Source organism: Escherichia whittamii (assembly GCF_014836715.1).
In the GTDB taxonomy this organism is placed as follows: Bacteria; Pseudomonadota; Gammaproteobacteria; order Enterobacterales; family Enterobacteriaceae; genus Escherichia; species Escherichia whittamii.
In genome coordinates this window covers 445,442-456,847 of the sequence record NZ_JACSQI010000002.1, presented here as the reverse complement: position 1 = coordinate 456,847, position 11,406 = coordinate 445,442, and the positions used below count along the sequence as shown (strand labels likewise).

At 47.4% G+C, this 11,406-nt stretch carries 12 protein-coding genes, 3 tRNA genes and 1 pseudogene; 10 read left to right on the top strand and 6 right to left on the bottom strand.

The genetic code is table 11. The annotated features are described in order from the left end of the window. Positions 1-302: 302 nt before the first annotated feature. Both H9644_RS21530 and H9644_RS21525 read right to left on the bottom strand, forming a co-directional pair. Complete coding sequence (locus tag H9644_RS21530) at positions 303-1,436, bottom strand: hypothetical protein (RefSeq protein WP_064529321.1); 1,134 nt, start codon at positions 1,434-1,436, stop codon at positions 303-305. A 440-nt stretch (positions 1,437-1,876) separates the two neighbouring features. Then, a pseudogene (locus H9644_RS21525) lies at positions 1,877-2,011 on the bottom strand (integrase); the annotation flags it as partial. A 241-nt stretch (positions 2,012-2,252) separates the two neighbouring features. Between H9644_RS21525 and dcyD the strand changes: the two are divergent. The 4 genes from dcyD (at position 2,253) to sdiA (ending at position 5,623) form a co-directional block, all read left to right on the top strand. After that, positions 2,253-3,239: a D-cysteine desulfhydrase gene (dcyD, locus tag H9644_RS05100; RefSeq protein ID WP_130208561.1), complete on the top strand. Its 987-nt coding sequence runs from the start codon at positions 2,253-2,255 to the stop codon at positions 3,237-3,239. A 14-nt stretch (positions 3,240-3,253) separates the two neighbouring features. After that, positions 3,254-3,922 carry a cystine ABC transporter permease gene (gene tcyL / locus H9644_RS05095; protein ID WP_001158230.1) on the top strand — a complete coding sequence of 223 codons (669 nt, stop codon included), beginning with the start codon at positions 3,254-3,256 and terminating at the stop codon, positions 3,920-3,922. Beyond that, a complete protein-coding gene (gene tcyN / locus H9644_RS05090; protein WP_064529318.1) occupies positions 3,919-4,671 on the top strand; it encodes an L-cystine ABC transporter ATP-binding protein TcyN in 753 nt (250 codons plus the stop codon). The genes tcyL and tcyN overlap by 4 nt, the downstream gene beginning before the upstream one ends. A gap of 229 nt (positions 4,672-4,900) precedes the next feature. Further along, positions 4,901-5,623, top strand: coding sequence for a transcriptional regulator SdiA (gene sdiA / locus H9644_RS05085; protein ID WP_064529317.1), 723 nt, complete (start codon positions 4,901-4,903; stop codon positions 5,621-5,623). Between the two features lie 66 nt (positions 5,624-5,689). Here sdiA and yecF read toward each other — a convergent pair whose 3' ends face one another. Together yecF and H9644_RS05075 are read right to left on the bottom strand one after the other, a co-directional pair. Then, positions 5,690-5,914, bottom strand: a complete 225-nt coding sequence (gene yecF / locus H9644_RS05080) for a DUF2594 family protein YecF (protein WP_000106474.1) — start codon at positions 5,912-5,914, stop codon at positions 5,690-5,692. Beyond that, positions 5,901-6,068, bottom strand: a complete 168-nt coding sequence (locus tag H9644_RS05075; RefSeq protein WP_225567257.1) for a hypothetical protein — start codon at positions 6,066-6,068, stop codon at positions 5,901-5,903. The genes yecF and H9644_RS05075 overlap by 14 nt, the downstream gene beginning before the upstream one ends. Before the next feature lie 305 nt (positions 6,069-6,373). On the opposite strand from H9644_RS05075, the gene uvrY reads away from it, so the two are divergent. The 6 genes from uvrY to H9644_RS05045 all read left to right on the top strand — a co-directional run bounded on the left by uvrY (position 6,374) and on the right by H9644_RS05045 (position 9,917). Further along, on the top strand, positions 6,374-7,030 hold the full coding sequence (gene uvrY, locus H9644_RS05070) for a UvrY/SirA/GacA family response regulator transcription factor (protein ID WP_064529316.1): 657 nt from the start codon (positions 6,374-6,376) through the stop codon (positions 7,028-7,030). Continuing rightward, a complete protein-coding gene (gene uvrC / locus H9644_RS05065; RefSeq protein ID WP_064529315.1) occupies positions 7,027-8,859 on the top strand; it encodes an excinuclease ABC subunit UvrC in 1,833 nt (610 codons plus the stop codon). Before uvrY ends, uvrC begins: the two co-directional genes overlap by 4 nt. A gap of 56 nt (positions 8,860-8,915) precedes the next feature. Continuing rightward, positions 8,916-9,464: a CDP-diacylglycerol--glycerol-3-phosphate 3-phosphatidyltransferase gene (pgsA, locus tag H9644_RS05060; RefSeq protein WP_001160187.1), complete on the top strand. Its 549-nt coding sequence runs from the start codon at positions 8,916-8,918 to the stop codon at positions 9,462-9,464. A gap of 151 nt (positions 9,465-9,615) precedes the next feature. After that, positions 9,616-9,691: transfer RNA gene (locus H9644_RS05055), tRNA-Gly, on the top strand. 54 nt (positions 9,692-9,745) lie between these two features. Continuing rightward, a tRNA-Cys gene (locus H9644_RS05050) sits at positions 9,746-9,819 on the top strand. 11 nt (positions 9,820-9,830) lie between these two features. Next, a tRNA-Leu gene (locus H9644_RS05045) sits at positions 9,831-9,917 on the top strand. A 123-nt stretch (positions 9,918-10,040) separates the two neighbouring features. Here the strand turns inward: H9644_RS05045 and H9644_RS05040 are convergent. Both H9644_RS05040 and H9644_RS05035 read right to left on the bottom strand, forming a co-directional pair. Next, positions 10,041-11,057 (bottom strand): tyrosine-type recombinase/integrase, encoded by a 1,017-nt coding sequence (locus H9644_RS05040; protein WP_104274773.1) that lies wholly within the window; start codon positions 11,055-11,057, stop codon positions 10,041-10,043. Then, positions 11,026-11,289 (bottom strand): DUF4224 domain-containing protein, encoded by a 264-nt coding sequence (locus tag H9644_RS05035; protein ID WP_191773579.1) that lies wholly within the window; start codon positions 11,287-11,289, stop codon positions 11,026-11,028. Before H9644_RS05035 ends, H9644_RS05040 begins: the two co-directional genes overlap by 32 nt. Positions 11,290-11,406 lie beyond the last annotated feature (117 nt).

The following is an 11,406-nucleotide window of genomic DNA, read 5'->3' as shown; positions in this document are numbered from 1 at the left end:
TATTGAACTGAATACTGTTGGCAGTTAAATGACTGGAACCTGTGCTCATATTCAGCGATGAATCTGTGTCAAATATCGAAAGTCCGCTAAAGGAAACATCAGCTCCCGAAACGGAAACATGTGTACCTGTACCCGCTCTCAGATTGCCTTTTATTTCAGAGCTGGCGGAGTCTTTATTTGTAATGGACAGAGAATTACCATCAGCATTATTTTCAACATTATTCAAAACAATATCACCTTGAATGGTAGAACCGGCGTAGAGATTCAACGAGTTAGTTCCACCATTCAGAGATATTGCGGTATCACAATCTTGCCCTCTGTTGCCATTTATCCCCCCCGGGAAATTCACCTTGACCTTCATTTCCGCCACTACCAGGCAATATCCTGCCATGATTATTTATCGTAATATCACTCCCGGATATAGCAGTGCCACCAGTGCCGCCAATAATATTTCCATAATTATTTATTTCCATATTATTCCCAGATATGGCAATCCCCCCGGTGCCACCAATACCACCACTACCACCGGTACTCCCATTAATATTTTGATCGGTAGTAAATTCGACACTACCTTCACCACCGCGAGCACCATCCCCCCCCTGGCCACCTGTAATGTGATTATTATTTGTTATCTCCATATTATTTCCGGATATTGCCGTGCCTCCATTCCCTCCGTTGCCGGCAGAAGACCCCCATACCGCCCACCAGGCACCACTACTACCTTGCCCGGCAGTGATATTTCCGTTATTGCTTATTTGAAGATTATTGCCAGATATGGCAGTCCCACCAACAGCAGGAGTCCCAGTTAAACCACTGCTCTCATCGCCATAACCACTGGCTCCAGGCATACCGCCATCGCCACCTGTAATGCTTCCGTTGTTCGTAATGGTAAGATCATCTCCGGAAATAGCGGTACCTGCTTCACCTCCATCGCCCCCGCCATTACCATCACCTCCCCAACCACCCTTACCACCGGAAATATCACCAGAATTAACAAGAGTAAAATTATTTCCAGTAATAGCTGTGCCGCCCTGGCCTCCTGCAGATCCCATCTTCGTATTATCATCATCACCAGCACATCCGCCTTCACCGCCACTAATGCGACTACCGCTGTTAATTGTCAGGATATTTTCATCCTGTAATGAACCTGGTACAACATTAACAATGAGAGCATCTTCACCGGCTTCCCCATCATCATTATTATCTGGCCTGTGATGCGAGGCATCAGCACCAATGATATTTTCAGATATTTCTGCAGGGTTTCCTTCAGAAAGAGTGACTTCCATTTTGGCTCCCAAAGCAGGCTGAATGGTCAGAGTGGCAGATATAAGACTGCAAAGTAATGTAGTCTTCATTCCCTCTTGCGTTACGCCGAATGTTTTTCTGTTGTTTATATATACATTAAACCTTTCTTTTTTATTAATTTTGATTTTCACAAAAGCTCCAATTTTTTTTGTTTAAGAATGGTGAGTTAAATGTTTTGACTGTGTAAATGTCATTGGGAAGTAATATGTATTATCTAATCATCATACAAATGATCGATGCGAGCATTATTGCAAATAAACAGAAAAAATCCATCTCAAGCAATCAGGTTGATTTTTTTTGACGAGTAATTTGAAATTGTAATGTTTTCTGGATGTTAGTTTGTTTATTGATTGGCGTAATTTTAGATAGTGACTGTTTTTCTGCTTTTTTTATAAGAAAAGTGCCTGAAAGTATCGTCATGGAATATAATATTTTTATCCTAAAAACAGACCTGGATATAAATAATAATTAATGCAGAGATAATGATTACCATATTAATGAACGGGTATGGATAACCATGCTTGATCAACCTAAGATGCCAGGAGAAGTTATCCCCGTAACCAGGGGACATCAGATTTTCTGCTTTATGGACATAAGCAGCCTTTACACCGTTACGTTCCTGATGACCCATCGGACATTCAACAGTATCACGCGACCACAAATCTGATTCTATTAACACACTATCTGCTATCGCCCGGTATCCATGGGTACTACAGTTGCCATATGCTCAACGAAAGACTGAGAAAAACGCTAAACTATGAATCATCCGCAGATCGGTTTAACCAGTGTGTTGCATCCCTCGGTTGAACTCACAGCCAGGAACGTGTCAACGCTACTCTGGGCGGGGCAAAATGACAAAAAAGGGCGCTTTAATCGGCGCATTTTTTATTTATACGTTTCCTGCGTGCATAATAACAAGATCACAACAACACACATCGGAGGCTTTTATGCCACTGCATAATTTAACTCGTTTTCCACGGCTGGAGTTTATCGGCGCACCGACACCGCTCGAATATCTGCCACGTTTTTCTGATTATCTCGGGCGGGACATTTTCATCAAACGGGATGACGTCACCCCGTTGGCTATGGGCGGAAATAAGTTACGCAAACTGGAATTTCTCGCAGCAGACGCCTTGCGCGAAGGTGCCGACACACTGATTACAGCCGGAGCGATTCAGTCTAACCATGTGCGCCAGACAGCCGCAGTGGCTGCAAAACTCGGTTTGCATTGCGTGGCGCTGCTGGAAAATCCCATTGGTACTACCGCAGAAAACTATTTAACTAACGGCAACCGCTTGTTGCTGGATCTGTTCAATACCCAGATTGAAATGTGCGATGCGCTGACCGATCCTGATGCCCAACTGGAAGAGTTAGCGACTCGCGTCGAAGCGCAAGGCTTTCGCCCATACGTCATTCCGGTTGGCGGTTCCAATGCTTTAGGCGCGTTGGGCTATGTGGAGAGTGCGCTGGAAATCGCCCAGCAGTGTGAAGGGGCGGTTAACATATCGTCGGTGGTGGTGGCATCAGGCAGTGCCGGAACTCACGCCGGGCTTGCAGTAGGGCTGGAACAACTGATGCCTGAAACAGAACTGATTGGCGTGACTGTTTCACGTTCTGTTGCTGACCAGTTACCGAAAGTGGTTAGCCTACAACAGGCGATCGCGAAAGAACTGGAGCTGACTGCATCAGCGGAAATTTTACTCTGGGATGACTATTTTGCGCCTGGCTACGGTGTGCCGAATGACGAAGGCATGGAGGCGGTGAAACTGCTGGCGCGTCTGGAAGGCATTCTGCTTGATCCCGTGTATACCGGAAAAGCGATGGCGGGGCTGATTGATGGTATAAGTCAGAAACGCTTCAAAGATGAAGGACCGATTCTGTTTATTCATACCGGGGGCGCGCCTGCACTGTTCGCCTATCATCCCCACGTTTAGCGCCGGAAATGCTCATGCAAGAAAGTATACAACTGGTTATTGATTCTCTGCCGTTCCTGTTGAAAGGGGCAGGGTATACGCTGCAACTCAGCATCGGCGGCATGTTTTTTGGCTTACTGCTGGGATTTATTCTCGCGCTGATGCGCTTGTCGCCCGTCTGGCCTGTGCGCTGGCTGGCGCGTTTTTATATCTCCATCTTCCGTGGTACGCCACTCATCGCACAGCTGTTTATGATCTACTACGGTTTACCGCAGTTTGGTATTGAATTAGACCCGATTCCGTCAGCGATGATTGGCCTGTCACTGAACACCGCCGCCTATGCAGCCGAAACGCTGCGGGCAGCGATTTCATCTATTGATAAAGGTCAGTGGGAGGCGGCTGCCAGTATCGGCATGACGCCGTGGCAAACTATGCGTCGTGCTATTTTGCCACAGGCTGCGCGGGTAGCACTGCCGCCGCTGTCGAACAGTTTTATTAGCCTGGTAAAAGATACTTCTCTGGCTGCGACGATTCAGGTGCCAGAGCTGTTCCGTCAGGCGCAGCTGATTACTTCGCGCACACTGGAAGTTTTCACCATGTATCTGGCGGCTTCGCTCATCTACTGGATTATGGCGACGGTGTTATCGACGTTGCAGAACCATTTTGAGAATCAACTTAATCGCCAGGAGAGGGAGCCAAAATGAGTGCCATTGACGTTAAAAACCTGGTGAAAAAATTCCACGGTCAGACGGTGCTGCATGGCATAGATCTGGAGGTTAAAACCGGCGAAGTAGTGGCGATTATAGGCCCAAGCGGCTCCGGGAAAACCACGTTGCTACGCAGTATAAATTTGCTGGAACAACCAGAAGCGGGGACGATTACCGTCGGGGATATCACCATTGATACCGCGCGTTCGTTAAGTCAGCAAAAATCCCTGATTCGTCAGTTGCGCCAGCACGTTGGTTTTGTTTTCCAGAACTTTAATTTGTTTCCGCATCGTACGGTGCTGGAAAACATTATTGAAGGGCCGGTGATTGTCAAAGGTGAACCTAAAGAGGATGCCACGGCGCGCGCACGTGAATTGTTGGCGAAAGTTGGCCTTGCAGGCAAAGAAACCAGCTATCCACGTCGTTTATCTGGCGGTCAACAGCAGCGTGTGGCGATTGCCCGAGCGCTGGCGATGCGCCCCGAGGTGATTTTGTTTGATGAGCCAACGTCGGCCCTGGACCCAGAGTTGGTGGGCGAAGTTCTGAATACTATCCGCCAGCTGGCGCAGGAAAAACGCACAATGGTCATTGTCACGCACGAAATGAGTTTTGCCCGCGACGTTGCTGACCGCGCGATCTTTATGGACCAGGGGCGGATAGTAGAGCAGGGATCGGCGAAAGCGTTATTTGCCAATCCACAGCAGCCCCGCACCCGCCAGTTTCTCGAGAAATTTCTACTGCAATAATAAGAAAAAATCAGCCCCGGTGGGTTAATGACCGGGGCGATCCACTCTTCTGAAGGCTGAATAAACGGTCAATAAATCAGCATAACTCATTAATAACATAAGAGAATGCGATGTCTTGCAAAAGTAATTCATTATCTGAATAATATAAATTATATATAAATCTTATTTATGTGATAGCTTGAGTTTTCAGTATAAATGATACTCACTCTCAGGGGCATTGCGGTTTACTATGCAGGATACGGATTTTTTTAGCTGGCGTCGCACAATGCTGTCACGCTTTCAGAGGATGGAGGCCGCAGAAGAGGTCTACCATGAAATAGAGCTTCAGGCTCACCAACTTGAGTACGATTTCTATTCATTATGTGTGCGTCACCCAGTACCGTTTACTCGGCCAAAAGTGGCGTTTTACACCAACTACCCCGAGTCATGGGTCAGTTATTACCAGGCAAAAAACTTTCTCGCTATTGATCCCGTGCTCAACCCTGAAAACTTCAGTCAGGGCCATTTATTGTGGAATGATGACTTATTCAGTGAAGCCCAGCCATTATGGGAGGCTGCGCGTGCACATGGTTTACGCAGGGGAGTCACTCAGTATTTAATGCTACCGAACCGGGCGTTGGGATTTTTGTCATTTTCTCGTAGCAGCACGCGCGAAATACCCGTTCTTAGTGATGAGTTGCAATTAAAAATGCAGCTACTGGTGCGCGAAAGTTTGATGGCGCTGATGCGTTTAAATGATCAAATAGTGATGACGCCGGAGATGAATTTCAGTAAGCGGGAAAAGGAAATTTTGAAATGGACCGCGGAAGGTAAGACATCGGCAGAGATAGCGATGATCTTGTCAATCTCCGAGAACACGGTTAATTTTCATCAGAAAAACATGCAGAAAAAAATCAACGCGCCGAATAAGACCCAGGTTGCCTGTTACGCTGCCGCAACTGGCTTAATATGATCTCTATTACATTCTGCGTGCCAGATGCAAAACCGGCTGAAAGGGGGGCTTTCAGCCGGTTTTATATTACTGACGATAGGCCTGTTTAATTTGCTTAACCGTTTTGGAAAATACCGCAGCCTGGGTTTCGTCTTCGATCAGCGCAAGCTGTTTTTCCATCTTTAACATCACGCGGCCCGCGTCAGCTTGTCCCATCGCCTGCAGCATCAGCGTCAGCATCGCTTTCAGGCAGGAGACTTCATTTGCCAGTTCTTGATTATTCTCGGCAGTAGAAAAATCAGGCGTACTCATTTATTTTCCTCGTCATGTTGCAATGAAAATTTGCAGTAAAAAATGTTAAGGCGGCGGAGTATACCATAAGCTTTGCTAAAAATAGCAGTGGTTGTTTTTTGGTCGCTGACGCCTCATTGATATTAAATGAGTTAATATAGTGGTTAATAAATATTTATATCATGAATGTTTTTTGTGCGTATTTATTGAGTTAATTAATGTTACATATTCATGCCGATGATTTTTCATTTATGCTGAATAAAGTCAATTTTTGTCACATTTCAGTCTAACAGACAGCTTACAACGCTCCGATAGCTTTTTTGTGACGGACGTGACCATAACTGTGGACAATCGAATTATCAAAAATGAGAGAAAAATCGAATACCCACCATTTTTAACGTTTCAAAGTTGCAATAAAACCCGCTAATATACGGACGACTAACTATCAGTAGCGTTATCCCTATTTCTGGAGATATTCCTTTGATCAACGTTCTACTTGTTGATGACCACGAACTGGTGCGCGCAGGGATACGACGCATTCTGGAAGATATAAAGGGTATTAAAGTCGTTGGTGAGGCTTCCTGTGGTGAGGATGCCGTTAAGTGGTGCCGGGCAAATTCCGTCGACGTGGTGCTAATGGACATGAGTATGCCTGGCATTGGCGGCCTTGAGGCGACGCGTAAAATCGCCCGTTCAACCGCAGATGTCAAAATCATCATGCTTACGGTTCACACCGAAAATCCTTTACCAGCAAAAGTCATGCAGGCCGGCGCTGCGGGCTATCTCAGCAAAGGTGCGGCCCCGCAGGAGGTGGTGAGCGCGATTCGTTCTGTCTATTCTGGGCAGCGTTACATTGCTTCTGACATTGCGCAACAAATGGCGTTAAGTCAGATCGAACCAGAAAAAACAGAAAGCCCATTTGCCAGTTTGTCTGAACGCGAATTGCAGATTATGCTGATGATTACCAAAGGCCAGAAGGTCAATGAGATTTCAGAACAGCTTAATCTCAGCCCGAAAACGGTGAACAGCTATCGCTACCGTATGTTCAGTAAATTAAACATTCATGGCGATGTTGAGCTAACTCACCTGGCAATTCGCCACGGTCTGTGTAATGCGGAGACGTTAACAAGTCAGTGAGTGTTCAGTTTGACGCAAAAGCGTTTTTAAAAACCGTCACCAGCCAGCCAGGCGTTTATCGCATGTATGATGCTGGTGGTACGGTAATTTATGTCGGCAAAGCGAAAGACCTGAAAAAACGGCTTTCCAGCTATTTCCGTAGCAATCTCGCTTCGCGCAAAACGGAAGCGTTGGTCGCCCAGATCCAGCAAATCGATGTCACGGTGACTCATACTGAAACCGAAGCATTATTGCTGGAACACAACTACATCAAACTCTATCAACCGCGTTACAACGTTTTGTTACGCGATGATAAATCTTACCCCTTTATTTTCCTCAGTGGCGATACCCATCCACGTCTGGCGATGCATCGCGGTGCGAAGCACGCTAAGGGTGAGTATTTCGGCCCGTTCCCGAATGGTTATGCGGTGCGTGAAACTCTGGCGTTGCTGCAAAAGATTTTCCCCATTCGCCAGTGCGAAAATAGCGTTTATCGCAACCGCTCGCGTCCGTGTTTGCAATATCAGATAGGGCGCTGCCTTGGGCCGTGCGTGGCCGGGTTGGTTAGCGAAGACGAGTATGCCCAGCAGGTTGAATATGTGCGCCTGTTTTTATCGGGTAAAGACGATCAGGTGCTTAAGCAACTGATTAGCCGCATGGAAACAGCCAGCCAGAATCTGGAGTTTGAAGAAGCGGCACGTATTCGCGACCAAATTCAGGCGGTGCGACGCGTCACCGAAAAACAATTTGTCTCTAACACTGGCGACGACCTTGATGTTATTGGCGTTGCGTTCGATGCGGGCATGGCATGCGTCCACGTTTTGTTTATTCGTCAGGGCAAAGTGCTTGGTAGCCGTAGCTATTTCCCGAAGGTGCCGGGCGGTACGGAACTGGGTGAAGTAGTGGAAACTTTTGTTGGTCAGTTCTATTTACAGGGCAGCCAGATGCGCACTCTCCCGGGTGAGATCCTGCTCGACTTTAACCTTAGCGATAAAACACTGCTCGCCGATTCATTATCAGAACTGGCGGGGCGCAAGATAAACATTCAGACCAAACCGCGTGGCGACAGGGCGCGTTACCTGAAACTGGCGCGGACGAATGCAGCAACAGCGTTAACCACCAAACTTTCGCAGCAATCAACCGTTCATCAGCGACTGACAGCGCTTGCCAGCGTGTTGAAATTGCCGGAAGTGAAGCGGATGGAGTGTTTCGATATCAGCCATACGATGGGCGAACAAACTGTCGCCTCGTGTGTGGTGTTTGATGCTAATGGCCCACTGCGTGCGGAATATCGGCGCTATAACATCAATGGCATTACGCCGGGCGATGATTATGCTGCGATGAATCAGGTGTTGCGTCGGCGTTATGGTAAAGCCATCGATGAAAGTAAGATTCCGGACGTGATCCTGATTGATGGCGGCAAAGGACAACTTGCGCAGGCGAAAAATGTCTTCGCCGAGCTGGACGTCCCATGGGATAAAAACCATCCACTGTTACTTGGCGTTGCCAAAGGGGCCGACCGTAAGGCTGGGCTGGAAACATTGTTCTTCGAGCCGGAAGGAGAGGGCTTTAGCTTACCGCCAGATTCGCCTGCGTTGCACGTCATCCAGCATATTCGCGATGAATCACACGATCATGCGATTGGCGGGCATCGCAAAAAACGGGCGAAGGTCAAAAATACCAGCACTCTGGAAACCATTGAAGGTGTCGGGCCAAAACGTCGGCAAATGTTGTTGAAATATATGGGCGGTTTGCAAGGTTTACGTAACGCCAGCGTCGAAGAAATTGCAAAAGTGCCGGGTATTTCGCAAGGTCTGGCAGAAAAGATCTTCTGGTCGTTGAAACATTGATGTCTCTGTAGCAACATAGGGGTAATCTTACTGACAACAGATAGTTACCCGTCATTATGCAATTTAATATCCCTACGTTGCTCACACTGTTCCGTGTCATCCTTATCCCATTCTTTGTATTGGTTTTTTATCTACCTGTTACCTGGTCACCGTTTGCTGCCGCGCTCATTTTCTGCGTCGCAGCGGTGACTGACTGGTTCGATGGTTTTCTGGCGCGTCGCTGGAATCAGAGTACCCGTTTTGGTGCCTTCCTTGATCCAGTAGCAGATAAAGTGCTGGTTGCCATTGCTATGGTGCTGGTAACTGAGCATTACCATAGCTGGTGGGTCACTTTGCCAGCGGCAACGATGATCGCTCGTGAAATTATTATTTCTGCTCTGCGCGAGTGGATGGCTGAACTCGGTAAACGCAGCAGTGTGGCCGTGTCCTGGATTGGTAAAGTGAAAACGACTGCCCAGATGGTGGCGCTGGCCTGGCTGTTATGGCGTCCGAACATTTGGGTTGAGTACGCCGGTATTGCCCTTTTCTTTGTGGCTGCGGTACTGACTCTGTGGTCTATGTTGCAATATTTGAGCGCAGCTCGCGCAGATTTGCTTGATCAGTGATCGTTTCGGCGCAAAATTCAGCAAACGATCAAAAGTGATGAAAAATATCGTTGACTCATCGCGTCAGGTAAGTAGAATGCAACGCATCGAACGGCGGCACTGATTGCCAGACGATAATAAAATCAAGTGATTAGCTGATTGCTTGATGATTGCGGGAATAGCTCAGTTGGTAGAGCACGACCTTGCCAAGGTCGGGGTCGCGAGTTCGAGTCTCGTTTCCCGCTCCAGTTTAAAAGGCATCGGCGTTAAGCGGGTGTCCGGCTGAAAAGCATGAAGAATTCGGCGCGTTAACAAAGCGGTTATGTAGCGGATTGCAAATCCGTCTAGTCCGGTTCGACTCCGGAACGCGCCTCCAATTTTTCCCGAGCCCGGATGGTGGAATCGGTAGACACAAGGGATTTAAAATCCCTCGGCGTTCGCGCTGTGCGGGTTCAAGTCCCGCTCCGGGTACCATGGGAAAGATAAGAATAAAATCAAAGCAATAAGCAGTGTCGTGAAACCACCTTCGGGTGGTTTTTTTGTATCTTCTTTTTCATTTCCGAAGATGCGTCCGAAGATCTCTGGACGCATCATTATTCATTTTCTCTGGCCACCAACTACGGGCACTACTTTAACTTTTCGGTCATAGGCAGCTGTCTGTCGTGGGTTCTTATGCCCGGAAATTGCTTGCTTCTCTTCCAGGCTGCCTTCCAGATCAGAGATACCTTTTGCTTTCAGATCATGAAATGTGAAGTCTATTTGCAGATGAGGATATTTTTCCTGTGCTGCCGCTTTGACATCACGCCAACGAGAATTAAAACCATCACGGGTGTACTTGCCTCCGGTAGTTTGATGAATCACAAACAGGCTACTGATTCCCGGTTTTAATGGCAGAGAACGAGCCAGAGCTATCGCTTTCTGCAGTCGAGGCGACCAGGCTTTGATTTGCTTAACGCCGGTTTTTCCCTGACGAATGTAGATCCCGGAATCGAACAGCTGGTCTTTCTGCAATGAAAGTACATCACTCTGTCTGGCCACGCATAAGTAGGCAATCTCCATTGCTACGCGAACAACATCAGGAGACACTTCATAAACGGCCTGATATTCTTCATCCGTAATATAACGTTCGCGAGCTTTCTCTTTAAACTGTTTAACTCCCTGACAAGGATTCCTCTGAACATAACCTCGTTCATAACCCCAACGGAATACCCGGGACATAAAGCTTTTTTCCCTGTTTGCCTGAGTTCGGCTTGATAAACCGCGTTGATCCATATAGCGCCGAATATGTTCAGGTTTGATTTTATCCGGGTCGATCTTCCCGAAGACAGGCAGAACTTTTCCGGAATATTTTGTGTAGTCTTTCCTGGTTTCGACTGCCAAATCCATAAAATCAGGGGAGGTCATGAATTGTTCCGTGAGCGCCTGAAAAGTATTTCTTTCTTTTTCGTCACCGACCGCTTTTTCATATGCCAGCCATACGGCTGATCGTGGTGCATCCAATGCGCACAGGCGTATCGCTTTGTTATCTTTATTCCTGAATTCGTAGGCCGCTTTGCCCTGGTAAACACGAGGCGGCATCCAGTTATCTGCTGGGTTCTTTCTCTTTCCGGCCATTAAATATTGCTCCAAAATCAGGTTCATCATCTTTTCGCGTCGTCACCTCCTGTAAATTGCGAAATTTTATTGGGTTCATGAAATGGCCCCAGGTTGTTTTTGGGTGTCCGTCAGCCCTTTCCATGAAGAAAATTCCAGCCCGGCGAAGAACCTCACATTGCTTTGATTTAAGTGGGCTTCCCGTCAGCTCGACCATTTCTTCTCTGGTGATTATGTCGTGATCGCTTTTCATGGTCTTTCCTCATTATGTAGCTTATTGCGTCATCTGCCACATGGCAGGCACGGGCAATATCAGACTCGGTCAAAGTCTGTTTCCTGACGCTGGCCGAGAGTCGGCCAATTTTGATAT

What these genes read in the sequence shown, in the direction of transcription:
- dcyD (WP_130208561.1), top strand. Translation starts at nt 2,253, where the DNA reads ATGCCACTGCATAATTTAACTCGTTTTCCACGGCTGGAGTTTATCGGC.
- tcyL (WP_001158230.1), top strand. Translation starts at nt 3,254, where the DNA reads ATGCAAGAAAGTATACAACTGGTTATTGATTCTCTGCCGTTCCTGTTG.
- tcyN (WP_064529318.1), top strand. Translation starts at nt 3,919, where the DNA reads ATGAGTGCCATTGACGTTAAAAACCTGGTGAAAAAATTCCACGGTCAG.
- sdiA (WP_064529317.1), top strand. Translation starts at nt 4,901, where the DNA reads ATGCAGGATACGGATTTTTTTAGCTGGCGTCGCACAATGCTGTCACGC.
- yecF (WP_000106474.1), bottom strand. Translation starts at nt 5,914, where the DNA reads ATGAGTACGCCTGATTTTTCTACTGCCGAGAATAATCAAGAACTGGCA.
- pgsA (WP_001160187.1), top strand. Translation starts at nt 8,916, where the DNA reads ATGCAATTTAATATCCCTACGTTGCTCACACTGTTCCGTGTCATCCTT.
- H9644_RS05040 (WP_104274773.1), bottom strand. Translation starts at nt 11,057, where the DNA reads ATGGCCGGAAAGAGAAAGAACCCAGCAGATAACTGGATGCCGCCTCGT.
- H9644_RS05035 (WP_191773579.1), bottom strand. Translation starts at nt 11,289, where the DNA reads ATGAAAAGCGATCACGACATAATCACCAGAGAAGAAATGGTCGAGCTG.